Source organism: Dysosmobacter segnis (assembly GCF_014297285.1).
Lineage (GTDB): Bacteria > Bacillota > Clostridia > Oscillospirales > Oscillospiraceae > Oscillibacter > Oscillibacter segnis.
Map to the genome: position 1 here is coordinate 132,448 of NZ_JACOQI010000006.1, position 18,726 is coordinate 151,173.

An 18,726-nucleotide genomic window follows, 5' to 3' on the forward strand; every position below is an offset into this window, starting at 1 on the left:
TAAAGGAGGACCTTCCATGCTGGAATTAAAACATATCAGCTATTCCGTTCGGGAAGCCGATGAGACTCTGGGCATCCTGAAGGACATTTCCCTGACCGTGGACGATCACAAGCTGGTGGTCTTTACCGGTCCCAACGGCGGCGGCAAGACCACGCTGGCCAAGATCATCATGGGTCTGGTGACACCCACTGAGGGGCAGATTCTCTGGAACGGACAGGACGTCACCCACATGACCATTACGGAGCGGGCCAAGCTGGGCATCAGCTACGGCTTCCAGCAGCCCCCCCGCTTCAAGGGCATCACTGTCCGCGACCTGCTGACCATCGCCTCCGGCGACGAAAAGCTTTCCAAGGACAAGTGCTGCCAGTACCTCACCAAGGTGGGTCTCTGCGCCAATGACTATCTGGACCGAGAAGTGGATGTGTCCCTTTCTGGCGGCGAGGTCAAGCGCATTGAGATCGCCTCCATTCTGGCCCGGAACGCCGACCTGATGATCTTCGACGAGCCGGAGGCAGGCATCGACCTGTGGTCCTTCGCCCGGCTGACGGAGACCTTCGAGCAGATCCACAGTCAGGGCAGCGCCACCATGATCATCATTTCCCATCAGGAGCGTATTATTTCCTTGGCGGATGAAGTCATCGTGGTGGGTGACGGCACCCTCCGCCACCGTGGCACTCCGAAGGAGATCCTGCCCCGGATCCTGACCGACACGCTGGGCGGCTGCCCGGTACTGAACAAGGAGGTACACGCCTTATGATGGAATCTCAGGTAGATCGGGAGCTGCTGGAAAAAATCGCGGACCTGATCGGCAAGCCGGTAGGCGCCTTCAACATTCGCAAGGACACCGGCTGCGACGGCCGGCAGTCCACGGAGAACATCCAGATCACCGGCAAGACCGACGGCAAATCCGGCATTGACATCCGCATCAAGGATGGGACCAAGGGCGAACAGTGCCACATTCCCGTCATCATCACCAAGCCCGGTATTCAGGAGTTGGTTTATAATGACTTCTACATCGGTGAAAACTGCGATGTGGACATCGTGGCCGGCTGCGGCATCCACAACTGCGGCGGAGAGGACAGCCGTCATGACGGTATCCACACCTTCTATGTAGGTAAGCACTCCCATGTGAAATACACGGAAAAGCACTACGGTGACGGCGACGGCACCGGTGGCCGCATCATGAACCCCCAGACCGTTGTCTATCTGGAAGAGGGCGCCACCATCCAGATGGAGACCGTCCAGATCCGGGGCATCGACTCCACCAAGCGTGAGACTAAGATCGTCTGCGGCAAGGATGCTGAGGCCGTGGTCACCGAGCGGCTCATGACCCACGGTGATCAGGTGGCAGAAAGCGACATGGAGATCTCTCTGGATGGGGACGGTGCCCGTGGCCGGGTGATTTCCCGGTCCGTGGCCAAGGGCACCTCCCGTCAGGTGTTCTATCCCAAGATGGTGGGCAACGCCGCTTGCTTCGGCCATGTGCAGTGTGACTCCATCATCATGGATGATGCCCACATTGAGTCCATTCCCGCCATCGTTGCCAACAGCACGGAGGCTCAGCTGATCCACGAAGCCGCCATCGGCAAGATCGCCGGGGACCAGCTTTTGAAGCTGGAGACCCTGGGTCTGTCCCCCGAGGAAGCTGAGGAGTGCATCCTGAAGGGCTTCCTGGCCTAAACTTCCGATTCAATATACGATCAACGCCCCGCCGGATGGCGGGGCGTTGATTTTGTTGGCAATTATCCTCTTTCGGTATACGCAGACAGACGGCGCGCTTATCGAAAATTCTTCGGGCTGGTATGGAAGGTGTTCTGAAAGGCCCGGAGGAAGGTGGAATACTCCGGAAAGCCCGCCTGTTCTGCCGCCTTCATCACCGGAACGCCCTCCCGGATCAGCTCTCCTGCCCGCAGCAGCCGTTTCTGCACGGTGTACTGGTGGACGGTGTAGCCGGTGATCTCCTTGAACCGGTGCATTAGGTAGTACCGGCTCATGTAAAAACGGGCCGCCAGCGCGTCCACGGAGAGGTCTCCCTCCAGATTGGCGGCGATATAGTGGAGGATCTCCTCCATTTTGGGGTCCAGATGGTAGCTGTCCGTCTCTGCCGGAGCGGTATTGGCCCGGAGGAAGTCCCGGTTTACCTGAATCAAAATCTGTTGGCACAAGGTGTCCGCCATGCGGTGGGCGCCAAACTCCTCGGACCGCAGGGCCTCCTCTAACTGCTGGATGGACCGGGCGTAGCCAAGACGCCCCTCCTCCCCGGTCCGCAGAAGGTGGAACCCCTGCTCCCGGCTCTTGTCCAGACAGGCGTCCAGCGGCTCGCCGGGATCGCTGCGCTGGGCGATCCAGTCCCGCCCCAGCCACAGCACCGCCCGCTCGTAAGGTTCCTCGGCGTGGATGATGGGCCGGTGGATCAGGTTATGCTGGATCAGCACGATGTCCCACGGTTTGAGGAAATAGGTGACGCCCTCCACCACGTAGGTCACCTTTCCGCCGAGGAAGATCACCAGCTTATCAAATTCATGGTAATGGTAGTCGATTTTCTGGGCCAGAGAATCCTTCAGATGCACCAGGCGGAAGTCCCGGTCCAGATACCCCCGCTTGCCCACCTCGCTGCGATCCAGCATACTATCACCTCTTTCGTTTATGATCCTATTTTACAGCACTTTTTGCTGTTTTTCAAGGAATAGACGTTATTTCAGCAGGAAAGCTGTGATTGATTTTCCGATTTTTTCTATACAACATTCTCTGTGGGAGCATCTTGTTTTCCCCTTCATTCTTTGCTATACTGTGTAGAGTTAATGAGAATTGGGGAGGAATGTGTCATGAGCTACGCCGATCAGGTCTTTATGCAAAACATTCAGGAGATCCTGGACCACGGCGTCTGGGACACCGATCAGAACGTCCGTCCCCACTGGGAGGACGGCACGCCCGCCCACACCATCAAAAAATTCGGCATCGTCAACCGCTACGATCTGCAAAAGGAGTTTCCTATTCTGACCCTCCGCCGGACCTACTGGAAAACAGCTGTGGACGAGCTGCTGTGGATCTGGCAGAAAAAGTCCAACAACGTCCATGACCTCAACGCCCGGATCTGGGACCAGTGGGCGGATGAAACCGGCTCCATCGGCAAGGCTTACGGCTATCAGCTGGCCGTCAAGCACCACTATCCCGAGGGAGACATGGACCAGGTGGACCGGGTGCTCTACGATTTGAAGCATAACCCCGCCAGCCGCCGGATCTTGACCAATATCTACAACTTTGCCGACCTCTCTGAGATGCACCTGTACCCCTGCGCTTATTCCATGACCTTCAACGTCTCCGGCAACGTGCTCAACGCCATTTTGAACCAGCGGAGCCAGGATATGCTGGCCGCCAACAACTGGAACGTGGTGCAGTACGCCGTGCTGGTGTACATGATGGCTCAGGTCAGCGGCCTTGTGCCCGGCGAGTTGGTCCACGTCATCGCCGACGCCCATATTTACGACCGCCATGTGCCCATCGTGGAGAAAATGCTGACCCAGACCCCCGCCCCCGCACCGAAGTTCGCCATAGACCCCTCCGTAATGGATTTCTATGCCTTCACCCGGAACAGCTTTACGATGGAGGGCTACACCCCCGCCCCCTTCGAGGACAAAATCCCCATTGCCATTTAAGGAGCCGTGCCATGAACGCCATCGTTGTCACAGATAAACAGTGGGCCATTGGCCGGAGCGGTGATCTGCTGTTCTCCTTGCCGGGGGACATGAAGCACTTCCGCACGCTGACTACCGGCGGCACCGTCATCATGGGCCGCAAGACCCTGGATTCCTTCCCCGGCGGCAGACCGTTGCCCAAGCGGCGGAATATCGTTATCACCCGGTCCCCGGACTTTCACCGGGAGGGCTGCGAGACTGTCTCCACGCCGGAGGATGCGCTGGCGCTGGCCGGAGATGAAGAAAACGTCTGGCTCATCGGTGGCGGCAGCATTTACGCCGCGCTGCTGGGCCGCTGCCGGCGGGCCTCCGTCACCCGGGTGGACAGCACCGTATCGGATGCCGACACCTTTTTCCCCGATCTGGACGCCCTCCCTAATTGGAAAATTGAGCGGATCGGCGAGGCCGTCACGGAAAATGACCTGACCTACCGCTTTGTGGACTATGTGAATACCGCGCTGTTGTAAGCCAAGGCTCCGCCGTTTTCTCGGCGGAGCCCTGTTCTTTTCTCTGCCCTCTTTTCAAAACCGCCGCCGCCGTTTATAATAGCCTTATGAAAACTGCGGAAAGGAGGCGGGCGCATGGCGGATCTGAACACCAATGTGCGGTACATCAAGGGCATTGGCGAGGCCAAGGCAAAATCTCTGGGCAAGCTGGGCATCGCCACGCTGGGCGACCTCATCAACTGGTTCCCCCGGCGCTATGAGGACCGCCGGGAAATAAAGCCCATCAGCCAGCTCATCCCCGGCGAACCGGCCTGCGTCTCCGCCATGATCGCCTCGGAGCCAAAGCTGTCCCACATCCGCAAGGGCATGGATCTGGTGAAGGTCCGGGCCGTGGACGACACCGGCGCGTTGGATGTGACCTTTTTCAACCAGTCCTGGCTGAAAAATCAACTGCGGGTAGGCGAGACCTACACCTTTTACGGCAGGGCGGAGGGAAGCCTCCTGCGGAAAAGTATGGCAAGTCCCATTGTAGAGCCAGAGGGACGGCGGGAGCACACCGGCCGCATCGTGCCCATCTATCCCCTCACCGCCGGGATCAGCCAGCTGCTGTTGTCCCGGGCCATCCGGCAGGGTTTGGACAGCTGCGCCGATATTCTGCCGGACTGCCTGCCGGACGGCGTCCGTCAGGCGCATCAGCTGTGCCGGGTGAATTATGCCTACGAGAACATCCACTTCCCGGAGGCCCCGGAGGCGCTGGACATTGCCCGGAGGCGGCTGGCTTTCGAGGAGCTATTTTTCTTCGCCATTGGATTGAAGCTGCTGCGCTCCCGGCGGGAGACCGTCTCCGTGGAACCGTTTCAGCCGGTGGATATGGCCCCGTTTTACAACGCCCTCCCCTTTACCCTCACCGACGCCCAGCGCCGCTGTGTAGAGGAAGCCATTGCCGATATGCAAAGCGGCAAGCCCATGAACCGTCTCTGTCAGGGGGATGTCGGCTCCGGCAAAACGATGGTGGCCGCCGCCTGCGTGTATTTCTGCATCAAAAACGGCCGTCAGGCGGCGTTGATGGCCCCCACGGAGCTGCTGGCAGAGCAGCACTACCGGGGCCTTGCCCCGCTGCTGGAACGGCTGAATATCCGCTGCGCCCTGCTCACCGGCTCCACCACCGTCAAAACGAAACGCTCCGTCACCGCCCAGTTGGCCACCGGCGAGATCGACTTCGCCATCGGCACCCACGCCCTGATCTCCGGCAGCGTGGCCTACGCTGACCTGGGGTTGGTGGTGACGGATGAACAGCACCGCTTTGGCGTGGCCCAGCGGACGGCGCTGGCAGAAAAGGGAGAGCACCCCCACACCTTAGTCATGTCCGCCACGCCCATCCCCCGGACGCTGGCCCTGATTCTGTACGGCGATCTGGATGTGTCCGTCATCGACCAGCTTCCACCGGGACGGAAGCCTATTGAAACCTATGCCGTTACCTCCGCCTATCACCCCCGGCTGTACGCCTTTATCCGCAAGCAGGTGGAGGCCGGGCGGCAGGTGTACATCGTCTGCCCCATGGTCAGCGAGAATGACGAGCTGCCCGACGAGCGGAAGGCCGTGACGGAATACGCCCAAAAGCTGCAAACGGAGATTTTCCCCGACTTGAAGGTGGCTTTCGTCCACGGCAAGATGAAGGCCAGGGAGAAGGATGCCGTCATGTCCGCCTTCGCCGCCGGGGAAACAGACATTCTGGTGTCCACCACCGTGATCGAGGTGGGTGTGGACGTGCCCAACGCCAATCTGATGGTGGTGGAGAACGCGGAGCGCTTCGGCCTCAGCCAGCTCCATCAGCTTCGGGGACGGGTGGGCCGGGGGCAGCACCAGTCCTACTGTGTACTGGTGTCCGACAATAAAAATGACGAGACCCGCCAGCGGCTGAAGGCCATGACGAAAACCGCCGACGGCTTCAAGATCGCCGAGGAGGACCTCCGGCTCCGGGGCCCCGGTGACTTCTTCGGTCTCCGGCAGCATGGTCTGCCGGGATTGCGGGTGGCAGATCTCGGCTGCGACACCCGGCTGCTGGCGGAGGCTCAGTCCGCCGCCGACGGGCTGCTGGCAGAGGACCCGGCGCTGACACACCACCCCGCCACGGCGGAACGGGTACGAAAGCTGTTTCAGCAGAGCGAAAACAGTCTGAACTGAATCCGGGAGACCGGCCAGATGGCCGCTCTCCTGGTTCTGTGAAATTTTTTCGTCCGTCCGGGTTGACAGCGCCTGTTTTTTGGCATACTATAAATGTGTTATCAAATGACAACCGCATAGAGTTCCGGTAGGTAAGGCTACCACAGGGATATGGATCGCTGCCGCAGAGTGATGGAGACATCATGAGAGGGTTTGAACAGGCGATATCGAACAACAAGGTATCATCTAACGCGATTTCACCGCCCTGTGAAGCTAAAGCTTGAACGGTAGGGATGCTGTCCTCTGAGACGCTCCTGGAAGCAGGACTTCACCGCACCGGAATGGGACGCGGCGAGGTCTTTTATTTTACTCCGCGCCATGCAGAAATACCGGGCGGAAGGCCCGGAAAGGAGGTCACGCTATGTTTGAAATGGAAAGCCGTGGGGAACTGGTCGAAAAAATTGAGGATCTGGTGAACCGAAAACGATATACAGAACTGCGGGACCTCCTATTGCCGCTGGAGCCTGCGGACATCGCTATTCTGGCGGACGATCTGGACGATGAAAAGACCCTGCCCCTGCTGTTCCGTCTGCTGCCTAAGGAGCAGGCGGCAGAGGTGTTCGTAGAGCTGGAAAGTGACCAGCAGGAGCTGCTGATCCGCGGCTTTTCCAACACGGAGCTGAAGGAAGTGCTGGACGAGCTGTATCTGGACGATACCGTTGACATCGTGGAGGAAATGCCCGCCAACGTGGTCAAGCGGATTCTGAAGCACTCCGACCCGGATATGCGCAAAAGCATCAACGAAATTCTGAAATATCCGGAGGATTCCACCGGCTCCATTATGACCACGGAATTTGTGGATCTGAAGGAGACCATGACGGTGGAGGACGCCCTGAAGCGCATCCGCCGGACCGGACCGGACAAGGAGACCATCAACGTCTGCTACGTCATTGATGACTGGCGGCACCTCATCGGCGTCCTCTCCATCCGTACTCTGCTGCTGGCGGAGGAGGATGACATCATCGGGGACATCATGGAGCGGAACTACATCTGCGTCCAGACCCTGGATGACCAGGAGGAGACCGCCCGCGCTTTAGGCAAGTATGACTTTCTGGCCCTCCCCGTGGTGGACACGGAAAACCGCCTGGTGGGTATTGTCACCGTCGATGACGCCATTGACGTTTTGCAGGAAGAGACCACGGAGGATATGGAAAAGATGGCGGCTATGCTGCCGACGGACAAGCCCTACCTCCGCACCAGTGCCTTTGACACCTTCAAATCCCGTATTCCGTGGCTGCTGCTATTGATGGTCTCCGCCACCTTTACCGGCCAGATCATCTCCAGCTTTGAGGACGCCCTCAGCGCCTTCACCATCCTCACCGCCTATATCCCCATGCTGATGGACACCGGCGGCAACTGCGGCTCTCAGGCCAGCGTCACAGTGATCCGCGGCCTGTCTCTGGGCGAGATCGAATTTTCCGACCTGATCCAGGTGGTCTGGAAGGAGTGCCGGGTGGCGCTGCTGTGCGGCACCGTTCTGGCCGGCGCCAACTTCGCCAAGCTGATGCTGCTGGACCGGATGGTATTCCACAATCCCATTACCGTCACCGTAGCCGCCGTCATCTGCCTGACGCTGGTGTGCACCGTGTTCGCCGCCAAGATCGTAGGCTGTATGCTGCCGCTGCTGGCTAAAAAGATCGGCTTTGACCCGGCGGTGATGGCCTCTCCCTTCATCACCACCATCGTGGATGCCCTCTCCCTGCTGATCTACTTCCGCTTCGCCTCTTTCCTGCTGGGTATCTGAAAAGTGTATAAAAACGCCCCTGTATGGCTGCGTCATACAGGGGCGCTCTTTATGTGGAATCCAGCAAGCTGGACGTTTTCAGTCAAAAGCAAATCTCTTCGCGGTTACTTACCTCTGCGGAAATAACAAGCTTCGGAGTATCGCCACGACAAATGGAAAAGGTAAACCCATCCCTAACGGCTCTTTGAATGCTATTATCTGCCAATTCGACTTTATATCCCATAGACATCATCACCCGCTCAAATTCTGTAGGCTCCGATTCTACTGTTAGTCCATATACAAATACAGCCGGGTCGGTTATTTCTATTGTTGTAACATATTGTCCATCATCGGCATAGTCCGGCCAAGCGGTCAGAAGATAGGACACCCGCACATTGGGTTTCCCCCCCTGCGTGCTCATGTGGTAATCTTTTCCCAAAAACTCCCGCGCACCCATCCAGCCGGTTATTTCATCATGTCCGTTCCAGTCAACGGATGACACATCGTCACATATCCAAAATTCCAGAGTTGTATTCTTTGGTCTTGGTGGAAAATATGGTCTTGTCAAAGATACTACCGCACATATTACAACGAACAGAATCCCTAGTGGCGCAAGGACAATGATCAGCTTTTTTACTTTCATATTATGGCCCCCTAAATTTTGGTCCGTCCGTCCTATCTTCTCAAATCCCCTGCAAATGGAAATCCGGGGTATACTCCTCCTTGGCGGAGGTGCGCTCCTGAGTGAAGCCGTCGGCAATGCCGCAATCTGCCATGTACCGTTCCGCCGCCCGGTATTCCGCCTTTGTCACCCTCCGGGCCAGCTTGCCCTCGGCCCCCGGCTGGGGCGTGTACTGGCTCATGAGGGAAAACAGCACTTCGCCGGGGCGGAAGGTCTCCGCCACCCAGTCGATGACGGCCTTCGTGTTTTCCAATTCTCCCGGCAGCACCAGATGCCGGATGAGAACGCCGCTTCTCAGCTGGCCGTTTTCCATTCTGTACGGCCCGGTCTGGCGGAACATCTCTAAAATGGCCGCTTTCGCCGTCTCTGGGTAATCCGCTGCACCGGAATACGCTTTGGCCGGCTCCGTCAGGGCATATTTCAGGTCCGGCAGGTACACCTGTACCCGGTTCTCCAAGCGTTTCAGGGTCTCCACGGATTCATACCCGCCGCAGTTCCAAACCACCGGCACCGGCCAGCGCTCCTCGCCCAAGGCCTCCAGCACCGCGTCCGTGAAGTGACTGGGCGTCACTAAATCCAAGCAGGCCGCGCCCTGCTCCACCAGTTCCTCAAAAATCTCCCGGAGCCGCCGGGGGGTGATGGGCTTGCCGTAGCCTTCCTGAGAGATCACGCCGTTCTGACAAAATTTGCACCGGAGATTGCACCCAGAGAAAAACACGGCGCCCGCGCCATGTTCCCCCACGAGACACGGCTCCTCCCACTGGTGCAGCATGGCCCGTGCCGCCACTGGCCACGCGGGCATGGCGCACACGCCCCCCGCCTTGTCCGGCGTTCGCTCCACACCGCAGCGGCGGGGGCAGAGATTACAGATCATCAGTCTCCCGTACCCTTTCCGTTGAAGTCCGGGCCCAGATCCCCGGCCCGCCAGTGGCGGCGGCACAGGCCGATGTATTTGTCATTGGCCCCCAAGACCACCTGAGCGCCCTCCTTCAAAACCTTGCCGTTTTCGTCGAACCGGGCGTTGAACATAGCCTTTTTGCCGCACCAGCAGATGGTCTTGACCTCCTCCAGCTTGTCGGCCATCACCAGCAGCTCGTAGCTGCCGGGGAACAGCTCTCCCTTGAAGTCCGCCCGCAGTCCGTAGCAGATCACGGGGACCCCCAGATCGTCCACCACATGCACCAGATAGTCCACTTCCTCCTTGGAGAGGAATTGGGCCTCGTCCACGATGATGCAGGCGTTTTCTTTCAACTCGTCCTCGGACAGCGCCCGCATTTCGTCGAAGTAGACGCAGGGGTATTCCAGACCGATACGGGAATGGACCATGTGGTCTCCGTCCCGCTGGTCCATCCGGGGCTTCACCAGCAGGGTCTTTTGGCCCCGCTCCTCATAGTTGAACCGGGCCATCAAAGCGTTGGCCGTTTTGCTGGAGCCCATGGCTCCGTATTTGAAATAAAGCTGTGCCATCTTTTTTATTCTCCCTCTTTTGCTTCATCGCTCTGCGATGCTGTCTCCTCCGCTCCCACGGGGAATGCCGTCTGGTTTCTCTCCGCCTCCGTTTGCAGGTCAGCTGCGTCAATGGTCATCTTTTTACAGTCCGGGCAGTACCAGGCCGTGTGGTAGGTAGTCAAAAAGCCTTCTGTGTCCACCCGCATGATATTTCCACCTCCGGGACTGAGCCACCGCGCCTTTCCGGTGGGGATGCCCCGGTACCAGAAAACACCCCTGCCGCTCATAAGGAAGCCCTGCTCCATGTCCTCGCCGCACCAGGGGCACTTCTCCGGCGGCAGCCGCAACTTTTCCCGTTTCTCCTGCCATTCCACCTGCATAGCGTCCCAATCCCCCCGGAGGGTATCCAACAGACCGGGGGCTTTTTCCGCCGGTTCCGAAGCCAGCCTGCGCTCGTCGGGGTCGATGTCCCAAGGGTCCTCGCTCTTTTTCCAGAAAGCCATTGTCAGTCCTCCCCGTCAAACTTTTGCACATGAGCGTCAAACCGGCCCCCGTCCCGGCTGGGCAGCCAGCCGATGGGCGGTGGGGTCTCCCGGTCATGTTTCCAGCACCACAGCCATCGCAGACACCAAATCAGCTTCCGCAGCAGCAAAAGCAGCACAATAACGCCGATGACATTAAAAACCTTCAGCATGATTTCTCCTTATAACATCAGGGCGGTAAGCAGGATCATTCCTTGTGCCTGTCATCGTCCTTGACTTCCTTGTAATCCACGGTATACACCGGTCCCTTGAAGTGGGGTTCGTCTTTTTTTGCTGATTCCGAGCGCCTGTGGCCGCCGTATTTCCGCCACAGCCAACGAACGACCAAAATCAGCAGCAAGACAGGGATCAGCACCCGGAGCAGGCCAAAGACCAGCGCCAACAGCTTCAAAGGCAGTCCCAGCAAGAATCCCATTTTACTTCATCTCCAATTCACGCTTTGCTTCTTCATAATACCGGGCAAACGCCGACGGCACAGAGCGCGCCGCAAGGCCTGCCGCATCCACCCATTCCAGTTCCGCAGGGCCGTCGCCCCGGACGGTCAGCGCGTAGCCGGTCATATGCCACTCCACATGGGTGAAGATGTGCTTGGCCGTCAGGCGGCTCTGCCAGTCGATCACCGACAGGCCCATGGCCTCCACCGCCGCACCGGCGGCTGTTTCATCCAGAGTGCCCTCCACATTGGGAAACTCCCAAAGTCCCGCCAGCAGGCCGGTTTTAGGCCGCTTCCGCAGGGCGATCTTTCCGTCTCGTTTCAGCAGGAGCACGGTTTTTTCCTCCACCCGCCGCTCCTTTTTCGTCTTTTTCACCGGCAGGGTCTCTGCTGTTCCCCGCTGTCGGCCCAGACACAGGCCGCTTACGGGGCAGTCATCGCACCGGGGAGCGGTATTGGGCCCACAGACTGTGGCCCCCAGCTCCATCATGGCCTGATTGAAAATGCGGATGTCCGCCGGTTCCTCCGGCATGACCTCCGCCAGCGCCGCCCGGACAGCCCGCTTGGTTTTCGGATCAGAAATGTCATCGTGGCAGTCCGTCAGCCGGGTCATGACCCGGAGCACGTTGCCGTCCACCGCCGGTTCCCGCCGTCCGAAGGCTGCGGCGGCAATGGCGGAGGCGGTATAGTCTCCGATCCCCGGCAGGGCCAGCAGGCCGTCATAGGTGTCCGGAAAGCCGCCCAGCGCCGTGATCTCCCGTGCCGCCTTTTGCAGGTTTCTGGCCCGGCTGTAATAGCCAAGGCCCTCCCACAGCTTCATGAGCAGCTCCTCGTCTGTCTCCGCCAGCGCCTCCACTGTGGGGAACACCGCCAAAAAACGGGCATAATAGCCTAAGACCGCCGCCACGCGGGTCTGCTGGAGCATGATCTCCGACACCCAGATACGGTAAGGGTCCTCCGTGTGCCGCCAGGGCAGGTCCCGGGCGTTTTCCCGGTACCAGCCCAACAGCGGCTCCGGCAGCGTCCGCAATAGATTTTCAGTTGTCGAATCTGTTTGTTTCATGTTATAATCTTACCACAAGGTGAGACGGCTTCCCACCCCCTTTTTGCGAATCAAGGAGAAAATTTACATGCGTGTCACATTTTTGGCCCACGACGGTTTTTTCATCGAACTGGATCAGGTCTGCCTGCTGTTCGACTGGTGGAAGGGCGTTCTCCCGCCCCTGCCGGACAAGCCGCTGCTGGTGTTCGTCAGCCACCGCCACGAGGACCATTTCAATCCGGCGGTGTTCGCACTGGCGGACTGCAAGGCGGACATTCAATTCCTGTTAGGCAGCGACTTTCACCTGACGCCCCACAATTTGACAAAGTGGCAGCTTTCACCGGAGACCGCCGCCAAATGCCGCCGCTGCGGCAAGCATGACACCTTTACCCCTCTCCCCGGCGTCACCGTGGAGACCTTCCCCTCCACCGACGAGGGCGTGGCGTGGATGGTGACGGTCAACGGACAGTCCATTTTCCACGCCGGAGACCTGAACTGGTGGCACTGGGCGGAAGAGGACTTGGCTTGGAACCGCAATATGGAGGCCAATTTCAAGCGGTACACAGAACCTCTCCGGGGCCGCCGCGTCGATTTGGCCATGCTGCCGTTAGACTCCCGGCTGAAAACGGACGGCTATCTGGGGCCTAACTATTTTTTGAATCTGATGGAGGTCCGCCGGTTTCTGCCCATGCACCAGTGGGAGGACTTCGCCTTTACCGACGAATTTTTGTCCGCGTACCCTCAGTTTGCCCCCGTCACCGTAAAAATCCACCGGGACGGGGAATTTCTCGGCGAGCTGTAAGCAAAAGGAACCCGCATTGTTTTCACAATGCGGGTTCCTTTTGCTCATTTACTTCTGGATCAGCAGCCAGTTTTCCGTACCTTCGGCAGGCTGCTCCGTCAACTCCGGCACAAAGCCGCAGGCAGCGGACGCCGCCTTGACAGCAGTCTCCAATGCAGGGGCCTCCGCCTCGGTGGTCTCCGCATAGATGCGGTCCACCAGCGGCGCCAAGGCGCCGAGTTCCTGCCCGGCGTCACTGTTCGTCCCGGCGAGAACGGTCTCCGCAGGCAGCTCCAGTGAAAGGATCACATTCTTCGGCAGTGCATCCCGCACCTCCCGGAGGAAGCCCTCGATCTGTGCCTGCCGTCCCGCCTCTGCCGTGTTCCCGGCGGTCATGGCGTTGGAAAAGTCGATCTTGTCCAGCTTGCCTGCGGTGGGATAGCTGACATCCGTCAAAATGATCTCTCGGAACCCCTGCTCCGCAGCTTCCCGGATGATATTCAGCAGATACGTCCGGGCCTTTTCATGGCCGGGGTCCAGCCACTGGCTGTTGTTGCCGTCATAGAAGATATAACCGCCGGTGTTTTTCAGGCCCATGCCCTCCACGTCGGCGTTGGCGGCCTTGGGATCGTGGAAGCAGGCGATCCGGGCCGCAGCGGTCACGTCTGTCCGGGCCGTCAGGTCATTCAGCGCCTCCCCGGTGTCCGGTTTCACGCTGACTGCGCCGGTCACGGCAGCGCTGCTGTCAAAATACACCCGGCCGGCGCTGTCCTTCAGCGTCACCGCCGTTACGGCGGCTTCGGAAAGCGGCGTCTCAGCGGTCTCCTGATCTTCCATTGTCAGCGGCTTTGCCGCCAGCAGCGTCCCCCGGACCGGTGTTTTGACAGTGGTCTGCTCTGGTTCCCGGATCACCACATCCGGGTCTCCGGGGGCTTCGACAGGGTCGGAAGTCCCTTTGTCCCAAGGCAGGTCAAAGTGGAGATTGCCGTCGGCGTCATAGCGCATGTGCTCCCGGGCCATGATAAAGCCCACGGAACCCAGAATAATGCAGATCAGCAGGATGGCCAGGAAAATTTTTCCCTTCCGGCCTCTCCCGCGATAGCTGCTGTATCCTCTGGTGCCTGATGCCATGCCGCCTCACCCCGTTTCTGCTTTTCGGTCTGTTATTCCTGTTCCAGGGCCATCATCTTGTTGACCCGGCGCTCATGGCGGCCGCCCTCAAACTCGGTGGTCAGGAACACCTCCACCATGCGCTCTGCCATGTTCTTGCCGGTAAAGCCCGCGCCGATGGCCATCATGTTGGCATCATTGTGGCGGCGGGTCATCTCTGCCTCCAGGCAGTCGGCACAGTGGGCGCAGCGGATACCCTTGATCTTGTTGGCGGCGATGGAAATGCCGATGCCGGTGGTGCAGATCACGATACCGCGGTCGCACTTGCCCTCAGCCACAGCACGGGCAGCGGCAGCGCCGAAATCGGGATAATCGCAGCTCTCCAGAGAGTAGCAGCCGAAATCCTCATACTCATAGCCCAGCTTTTCCAAGGTCTTCATGATAAATTGCTTCAGCTCATAGCCGCCGTGGTCACAGCCCAATGCGATTTTCATAGTCATTTCCTCCAAATAATCGTTTTTTCGGATGATGCAGGGTCAGTATACACCGCCCTCCGACAAAAATCAATTCTTTATTACAGTGCGTGCCAGACAGGCATCTGCTTTTCAAAGGTGCAGAACCGGGTAAAGCCGCACTCTTTCAGCAAAGTCTGCCGCTCCCGGATGAAGCGGCCCACATGCTCCGGGCTGTGGGCGTCGGTGCCCAGGGTGATGAGCTCACCGCCCAGTTCCCGGTAGATCCGCAGCCACTTGGCGTCCGGCAAGGGCGTATTGCCCCGGTTGACGTTCAGCTCGATGCCTCGCCCGTTTTCGATCAGAGTTTTCAAAATTTCCCGGATCTCAGCCTCATAGGGATCAAAGCTGGTATGAAGCCCCCGCATCTCATTGAAATACCGCAGGGGCAGAGTCAAATGGCCCAGAACCGTAAAGCCGCCCAGCTTTGCCAGCGCTAAAACCTCTTCCAGATAATCTCCCAATGCGGTCTGAGCCTCCGCCTGATTCTTGGGCGAGTAGAGATACAGGTCATCGCTTCCGAAGCGCTCCGACAGCAGGTGCACCGAGCCGATGATGAAATCAAACTGCGGCGCGTCCTCCAACAGCTTTTTCATGTGGGCCGGGGCCTTCTGCGCGTCGCCCATCTCCATGCCCAGCCGCAGATGGATGCGGTCCCCCAGCGCGGCCTGAACGTTGGCGAAATCCTCCGTCAGCGCCGACCAGTCATAGGGCGGGCGCAGTTCATTGGACCCCCAGGTCAGGGGCTCCACATGATCCGTAAAGCAGATCTCGTCCATCCCGGCATCCAGTGCGGCCTGAGCCATCACCGTCATGGGATCATGGGCGTCGGGAGAAAATTGCGTATGGGTATGGTAATCTGCCAGATACATACCTTGCCTCACTTCTTAAACTTCTTGAAGAACTTCTTCCGTTCCTCGTAGTTGTTATCACCTACGGATTCCGCGAACTTCTTCAAAGCTTCCTTCTGCTCCCGGTTCAGGTTCCGGGGCGTTTCGATATAAACAGTCACATACTGGTCACCCCGGCCCCGGCCGTTGAGCTCAGGAATACCCTTGCCCTTCAACCGGAAGGTAGTGCCGGACTGAGTGCCCTCCGGCAGGTCATACTTCACCTTGCCGTCAATGGTGGGGATCTCCAGCTCCGCGCCCAGAACTGCCTGTGCAAAGGTAATGGGCGCCTCACAGAGGACGGAGGTACCCTCCCGGCGGAACAGCTCGTGGGGCCGGACGGTAATGGTGATGAGCAGATCGCCGGACGGGCCGCCGTTCTTTCCGGCGTGACCCTGACCCCGGATGGAGATGGTCTGGCCGTTGTCGATACCTGCAGGGATCTTAGCCTGAATGGTGCGGCGCTTGCGCTCTAAGCCGCTGCCCCGGCAAGCGGTACAGGGGGTCTTGATGATGCGGCCCTTGCCGCCGCATCGGCCGCAGGGAGAGGTGGTGGCGAACACACCCATGGGCGTCTGCCGCCGCACCTGCACCTGACCGGAGCCGTGGCAGTCCGGGCAGACCTCAGGAGAGGTGCCGTCGGCACAGCCGGAGCCGTGACAGACCGCGCAGGTCTCATAGCGGTCCACGCTGACCTCTTTCTCGCAGCCGAAGGCCGCCTCCTCAAAGCTGATGGTCACACTCAGGCGGATGCTCTCGCCCCGCTGGGGCGCATTGGGGTTCCGGCGCTGAGCGGAGCCGAAGCCACCGCCAAAGAAGCTGCCGAAAATATCCCCCAGATCGCCAAAGTCGAAGCCGCCGGCACCGTAAGCACCGCCGCCGGCCCCCGCTCCGTAGTTAGGGTCCACACCCGCAAAGCCGAACTGGTCATAACGGGCTTTTTTATCAGAGTCAGAGAGAACCTCATAGGCCTCGTTGACCTCCTTGAACTTCTCCTCCGCCTCTTTATTGTCAGGATTCAGGTCCGGATGATACTTCCGGGCCATCTTCTTATATGCGCGCTTGATCTCGTCCTCGGATGCGCTCTTGTCAACGCCCAGGACCTCGTAATAATCACGTTTTTCTGCTGCCATACTTGCTGCTCCTCTCAGGAATCACTTAAGGATCAGGAATCAGGAACCGGCTTCCCCGTTCCGGATTTCTCATCTCTAAGTTTGCTCCAAAACGGCCCCAATGGGGCGGGGAATGATCCCCGTCCCATCGGTTCCGATCCGTATAGCTTTTTTACTTCTTGTTCTGGTCGTCATCATCCACGACCTTGTAGTCGGCGTCATAATACTGACCGTCCTGGGCATTGCCGCCCTGCTGGCCGCCCATGTCGGGACCGGTCTGGGCACCGCCCTGAGCGCCCTGGGGGTTGGCCTGCTGATAGAGCTTCTCGCTGACAGCGTAGAAGTCCTGAGTCAGCTCATCGGTAGCGGTCTTGATGGCGGCGGTGTCGGTGCCCTTCAGGGCCTCCTTCAGCTTGTCGATGCCGGCCTGGACCTTGCTCTTATCCTCGGCGGGGATCTTGTCGCCCATCTCATTCAGGGTCTTTTCGCTCTGATAGACCATCTGATCGGCCTGGTTGCGGACCTCCACGTCCTCCTTCATCTTCTTGTCCTGAGCGGCATACTGCTCGGCTTCCTTGACAGCCTTCTCAATATCGTCCTTGCTCATGTTGGAGGAGGAGGTGATGGTGATATGCTGCTCGGTGCCGGTGCCCAGATCCTTGGCGGAGACATTCACGATGCCGTTGGCGTCGATATCGAAGGTGACCTCGATCTGAGGCACGCCACGGCGGGCGGGAGCGATGCCGTCCAGATGGAAGCGGCCCAGGGACTTGTTGGCAGCAGCCATTTCACGCTCGCCCTGAAGGACGTTGACCTCCACAGAGGTCTGGTTATCCGCAGCAGTGGAGAAGATCTGGCTCTTCTTCACAGGGATGGTGGTGTTGCGGTCGATCAGCTTGGTGCACACGCCGCCCATGGTCTCAATGCCCAAGGACAGGGGGGTGACGTCCAGCAGCAGCAGGCCCTTCACGTCGCCGGTGAGCACGCCGCCCTGCAGGGCTGCGCCCATAGCCACGCACTCGTCGGGGTTGATGCCCTTGAAGCCTTCCTTGCCGGTGAGCTTCTTGACCATGTCCTGCACGGCGGGGATACGGCTGGAGCCGCCCACCATCAGGACCTTGTGGATGTCATTACCGGTGAGGCCAGCGTCGCCCAGAGCCTGACGGACGGGGCCGGCGGTAGCCTCCACCAGATGAGCGGTCAGCTCGTTGAACTTGGCCCGGGTCAGGGTCAGGTCCAGATGCTTGGGGCCGGTGGCGTCCGCAGTGATATAGGGCAGATTGATGTTGGAGGTGGTCACGCCGGACAGCTCGATCTTGGCCTTCTCAGCAGCCTCCTTCAGACGCTGCATGGCAACCTTGTCGCCGGAGAGGTCCACATTGTCGGTGCGCTTGAACTCGCTGACCATCCACTTCATGATACACTCATCGAAGTCATCGCCGCCCAAACGGTTGTTGCCTGCGGTGGCCAGAACCTCGATAACGCCGTCATCAATGTCCAGAATGGACACGTCGAAGGTACCGCCGCCCAGATCATAGACCATGATCTTCTGGGACTGCTCCTTATCCACGCCGTAGGCAAGAGCGGCTGCGGTAGGCTCGTTGATGATCCGCTTCACGTCCAGACCGGCGATCTTGCCGGCGTCCTTGGTGGCCTGACGCTGGGCGTCGGTAAAGTAAGCGGGAACGGTGATGACAGCCTCGGAAACGGTCTGGCCCAGATAGGCCTCAGCGTCGCTCTTGAGCTTCTGCAGGATCATGGCGCTGATCTCCTGAGGGGTGTAGGCCTTGCCGTCCACGTTCACCTTGTAATCGCTGCCCATTTCACGCTTGATGGAAGAAATGGTGCGGTCGGGGTTGGTGATGGCCTGACGCTTTGCCACCTGACCCACCATACGCTCGCCGGTCTTGCTGAATGCCACCACAGACGGGGTGGTGCGGTTGCCCTCGGCGTTGGGGATGACGACGGCTTCGCCGCCCTCCATGACAGCCACGCAGCTATTTGTTGTACCTAAGTCGATACCGATAACCTTAGACATAATGAATTCCTCCAAATTTATCTGAATTTTTATTGATAACTATTTGCA

20 protein-coding genes and 1 riboswitch are annotated in these 18,726 nt (G+C 59.0%); of the genes, 7 read left to right on the forward strand and 13 right to left on the reverse strand.

Going from position 1 to position 18,726, the window contains the following annotated elements; all coding sequences use genetic code 11:
* The first annotated feature begins 16 nt into the window (after positions 1–16).
* The gene (locus tag H8Z83_RS08135; RefSeq protein ID WP_187014581.1) at positions 17–757 is read left to right on the forward strand and encodes an ABC transporter ATP-binding protein; all 741 of its coding nucleotides are present in this window, start codon (positions 17–19) and stop codon (positions 755–757) included.
* Positions 754–1,680 (forward strand): SufB/SufD family protein, encoded by a 927-nt coding sequence (locus tag H8Z83_RS08140; protein ID WP_187014582.1) that lies wholly within the window; start codon positions 754–756, stop codon positions 1,678–1,680. The genes H8Z83_RS08135 and H8Z83_RS08140 overlap by 4 nt, the downstream gene beginning before the upstream one ends.
* Before the next feature lie 98 nt (positions 1,681–1,778).
* On the opposite strand, the gene H8Z83_RS08145 is transcribed toward H8Z83_RS08140, so the two are convergent.
* Complete coding sequence (locus tag H8Z83_RS08145) at positions 1,779–2,627, reverse strand: AraC family transcriptional regulator (protein WP_187014583.1); 849 nt, start codon at positions 2,625–2,627, stop codon at positions 1,779–1,781.
* A gap of 198 nt (positions 2,628–2,825) precedes the next feature.
* On the opposite strand from H8Z83_RS08145, the gene thyA reads away from it, so the two are divergent.
* From thyA to mgtE, 4 genes are all read left to right on the forward strand, one after another.
* Complete coding sequence (thyA, locus tag H8Z83_RS08150) at positions 2,826–3,656, forward strand: thymidylate synthase (RefSeq protein WP_187014584.1); 831 nt, start codon at positions 2,826–2,828, stop codon at positions 3,654–3,656.
* An 11-nt stretch (positions 3,657–3,667) separates the two neighbouring features.
* A complete protein-coding gene (locus H8Z83_RS08155) occupies positions 3,668–4,162 on the forward strand; it encodes a dihydrofolate reductase (RefSeq protein ID WP_187014585.1) in 495 nt (164 codons plus the stop codon).
* Positions 4,163–4,276: 114 nt separating this feature from the next.
* A complete protein-coding gene (gene recG / locus H8Z83_RS08160; RefSeq protein WP_187014586.1) occupies positions 4,277–6,325 on the forward strand; it encodes an ATP-dependent DNA helicase RecG in 2,049 nt (682 codons plus the stop codon).
* Between the two features lie 116 nt (positions 6,326–6,441).
* Positions 6,442–6,604: riboswitch (M-box (ykoK) riboswitch) on the forward strand.
* Positions 6,605–6,725: 121 nt separating this feature from the next.
* The gene (gene mgtE / locus H8Z83_RS08165; protein ID WP_187014587.1) at positions 6,726–8,108 is read left to right on the forward strand and encodes a magnesium transporter; all 1,383 of its coding nucleotides are present in this window, start codon (positions 6,726–6,728) and stop codon (positions 8,106–8,108) included.
* 82 nt (positions 8,109–8,190) lie between these two features.
* On the opposite strand, the gene H8Z83_RS08170 is transcribed toward mgtE, so the two are convergent.
* From H8Z83_RS08170 to mutY, 7 genes are read right to left on the reverse strand one after another with little or no spacing between them, the layout of a single operon-like run.
* The gene (locus H8Z83_RS08170) at positions 8,191–8,730 is read right to left on the reverse strand and encodes a hypothetical protein (RefSeq protein ID WP_187014588.1); all 540 of its coding nucleotides are present in this window, start codon (positions 8,728–8,730) and stop codon (positions 8,191–8,193) included.
* A 40-nt stretch (positions 8,731–8,770) separates the two neighbouring features.
* Positions 8,771–9,643 carry a radical SAM protein gene (locus H8Z83_RS08175; protein ID WP_187014589.1) on the reverse strand — a complete coding sequence of 291 codons (873 nt, stop codon included), beginning with the start codon at positions 9,641–9,643 and terminating at the stop codon, positions 8,771–8,773.
* Entirely contained in the window at positions 9,643–10,236 is a 594-nt protein-coding gene (locus H8Z83_RS08180; protein ID WP_187014590.1) for a thymidine kinase, read from the reverse strand. The genes H8Z83_RS08175 and H8Z83_RS08180 overlap by 1 nt, the downstream gene beginning before the upstream one ends.
* Positions 10,237–10,241: 5 nt before the next feature.
* A complete protein-coding gene (locus H8Z83_RS08185) occupies positions 10,242–10,721 on the reverse strand; it encodes a PF20097 family protein (protein ID WP_187014591.1) in 480 nt (159 codons plus the stop codon).
* A gap of 2 nt (positions 10,722–10,723) precedes the next feature.
* On the reverse strand, positions 10,724–10,912 hold the full coding sequence (locus H8Z83_RS08190) for a hypothetical protein (protein WP_187014592.1): 189 nt from the start codon (positions 10,910–10,912) through the stop codon (positions 10,724–10,726).
* A 35-nt stretch (positions 10,913–10,947) separates the two neighbouring features.
* Positions 10,948–11,175, reverse strand: a complete 228-nt coding sequence (locus tag H8Z83_RS08195; protein WP_187014593.1) for a hypothetical protein — start codon at positions 11,173–11,175, stop codon at positions 10,948–10,950.
* 1 nt (position 11,176) lies between these two features.
* Positions 11,177–12,256 (reverse strand): A/G-specific adenine glycosylase, encoded by a 1,080-nt coding sequence (gene mutY / locus H8Z83_RS08200; RefSeq protein WP_187014594.1) that lies wholly within the window; start codon positions 12,254–12,256, stop codon positions 11,177–11,179.
* 67 nt (positions 12,257–12,323) lie between these two features.
* Between mutY and H8Z83_RS08205 the strand changes: the two genes are divergently transcribed.
* Positions 12,324–13,037 (forward strand): MBL fold metallo-hydrolase, encoded by a 714-nt coding sequence (locus H8Z83_RS08205; RefSeq protein ID WP_187014595.1) that lies wholly within the window; start codon positions 12,324–12,326, stop codon positions 13,035–13,037.
* Between the two features lie 48 nt (positions 13,038–13,085).
* Here H8Z83_RS08205 and H8Z83_RS08210 read toward each other — a convergent pair whose 3' ends face one another.
* The 5 genes from H8Z83_RS08210 to dnaK form a co-directional block, all read right to left on the reverse strand.
* Positions 13,086–14,147, reverse strand: coding sequence for a putative glycoside hydrolase (locus tag H8Z83_RS08210; protein WP_187014596.1), 1,062 nt, complete (start codon positions 14,145–14,147; stop codon positions 13,086–13,088).
* Positions 14,148–14,179: 32 nt separating this feature from the next.
* Positions 14,180–14,620 (reverse strand): ribose 5-phosphate isomerase B, encoded by a 441-nt coding sequence (gene rpiB, locus H8Z83_RS08215; RefSeq protein ID WP_187014597.1) that lies wholly within the window; start codon positions 14,618–14,620, stop codon positions 14,180–14,182.
* A gap of 80 nt (positions 14,621–14,700) precedes the next feature.
* Positions 14,701–15,510: a histidinol-phosphatase HisJ family protein gene (locus H8Z83_RS08220; protein ID WP_187014598.1), complete on the reverse strand. Its 810-nt coding sequence runs from the start codon at positions 15,508–15,510 to the stop codon at positions 14,701–14,703.
* An 8-nt stretch (positions 15,511–15,518) separates the two neighbouring features.
* On the reverse strand, positions 15,519–16,661 hold the full coding sequence (dnaJ, locus tag H8Z83_RS08225; RefSeq protein WP_187014599.1) for a molecular chaperone DnaJ: 1,143 nt from the start codon (positions 16,659–16,661) through the stop codon (positions 15,519–15,521).
* A 151-nt stretch (positions 16,662–16,812) separates the two neighbouring features.
* Positions 16,813–18,678: a molecular chaperone DnaK gene (gene dnaK / locus H8Z83_RS08230; protein ID WP_187014600.1), complete on the reverse strand. Its 1,866-nt coding sequence runs from the start codon at positions 18,676–18,678 to the stop codon at positions 16,813–16,815.
* Positions 18,679–18,726 lie beyond the last annotated feature (48 nt).

Excerpts from the sequence above, each read along its gene's own strand:
- H8Z83_RS08170 (WP_187014588.1), bottom strand. The coding sequence starts at position 8,730 with ATGAAAGTAAAAAAGCTGATCATTGTCCTTGCGCCACTAGGGATTCTG.
- H8Z83_RS08155 (WP_187014585.1), top strand. The coding sequence starts at position 3,668 with ATGAACGCCATCGTTGTCACAGATAAACAGTGGGCCATTGGCCGGAGC.
- H8Z83_RS08210 (WP_187014596.1), bottom strand. The coding sequence starts at position 14,147 with ATGGCATCAGGCACCAGAGGATACAGCAGCTATCGCGGGAGAGGCCGG.
- thyA (WP_187014584.1), top strand. The coding sequence starts at position 2,826 with ATGAGCTACGCCGATCAGGTCTTTATGCAAAACATTCAGGAGATCCTG.
- H8Z83_RS08190 (WP_187014592.1), bottom strand. The coding sequence starts at position 10,912 with ATGCTGAAGGTTTTTAATGTCATCGGCGTTATTGTGCTGCTTTTGCTG.
- H8Z83_RS08145 (WP_187014583.1), bottom strand. The coding sequence starts at position 2,627 with ATGCTGGATCGCAGCGAGGTGGGCAAGCGGGGGTATCTGGACCGGGAC.
- recG (WP_187014586.1), top strand. The coding sequence starts at position 4,277 with ATGGCGGATCTGAACACCAATGTGCGGTACATCAAGGGCATTGGCGAG.
- dnaK (WP_187014600.1), bottom strand. The coding sequence starts at position 18,678 with ATGTCTAAGGTTATCGGTATCGACTTAGGTACAACAAATAGCTGCGTG.
- H8Z83_RS08180 (WP_187014590.1), bottom strand. The coding sequence starts at position 10,236 with ATGGCACAGCTTTATTTCAAATACGGAGCCATGGGCTCCAGCAAAACG.
- H8Z83_RS08220 (WP_187014598.1), bottom strand. The coding sequence starts at position 15,510 with ATGTATCTGGCAGATTACCATACCCATACGCAATTTTCTCCCGACGCC.
- rpiB (WP_187014597.1), bottom strand. The coding sequence starts at position 14,620 with ATGAAAATCGCATTGGGCTGTGACCACGGCGGCTATGAGCTGAAGCAA.
- H8Z83_RS08140 (WP_187014582.1), top strand. The coding sequence starts at position 754 with ATGATGGAATCTCAGGTAGATCGGGAGCTGCTGGAAAAAATCGCGGAC.
- H8Z83_RS08135 (WP_187014581.1), top strand. The coding sequence starts at position 17 with ATGCTGGAATTAAAACATATCAGCTATTCCGTTCGGGAAGCCGATGAG.
- mutY (WP_187014594.1), bottom strand. The coding sequence starts at position 12,256 with ATGAAACAAACAGATTCGACAACTGAAAATCTATTGCGGACGCTGCCG.
- H8Z83_RS08185 (WP_187014591.1), bottom strand. The coding sequence starts at position 10,721 with ATGGCTTTCTGGAAAAAGAGCGAGGACCCTTGGGACATCGACCCCGAC.
- H8Z83_RS08195 (WP_187014593.1), bottom strand. The coding sequence starts at position 11,175 with ATGGGATTCTTGCTGGGACTGCCTTTGAAGCTGTTGGCGCTGGTCTTT.
- dnaJ (WP_187014599.1), bottom strand. The coding sequence starts at position 16,661 with ATGGCAGCAGAAAAACGTGATTATTACGAGGTCCTGGGCGTTGACAAG.
- H8Z83_RS08205 (WP_187014595.1), top strand. The coding sequence starts at position 12,324 with ATGCGTGTCACATTTTTGGCCCACGACGGTTTTTTCATCGAACTGGAT.
- mgtE (WP_187014587.1), top strand. The coding sequence starts at position 6,726 with ATGTTTGAAATGGAAAGCCGTGGGGAACTGGTCGAAAAAATTGAGGAT.
- H8Z83_RS08175 (WP_187014589.1), bottom strand. The coding sequence starts at position 9,643 with ATGATCTGTAATCTCTGCCCCCGCCGCTGCGGTGTGGAGCGAACGCCG.